This is a genomic window from Mesorhizobium sp. M1A.T.Ca.IN.004.03.1.1, assembly GCF_003997555.1.
Classification (GTDB): domain Bacteria; phylum Pseudomonadota; class Alphaproteobacteria; order Rhizobiales; family Rhizobiaceae; genus Mesorhizobium.
In genome coordinates, this window is the sequence record NZ_RZTV01000864.1 from 1 (window position 1) to 246 (window position 246).

Consider the following 246-nt stretch of genomic DNA (forward strand, 5'->3'; position numbering starts at 1 on the left):
CGCGATTCAAGCCCCGAAATTTCGGGAAATTGTGCAGGTGCGCTCGCCGCGCTCGGCTTCCGGATATTCGACTGTGGCAATGTCCCCACACCCGCTCTTGCTCTCTATGGCCTCGAGAGCAACGCCGCGTGCCTGATGGTTACGGGCTCGCATATTCCGGCGGACCGCAACGGCATCAAGTTCTATCGTCCCGATGGCGAGATCGACAAATCGGACGAGACCGCAATTACCGCATCGGCGGCCGAG

1 pseudogene is annotated in these 246 nt (G+C 60.6%); it reads left to right on the plus strand.

Annotated elements, in window-relative coordinates:
- Nucleotides 1-246, plus strand: a pseudogene (locus tag EOD29_RS34140) (phosphomannomutase); the annotation flags it as partial.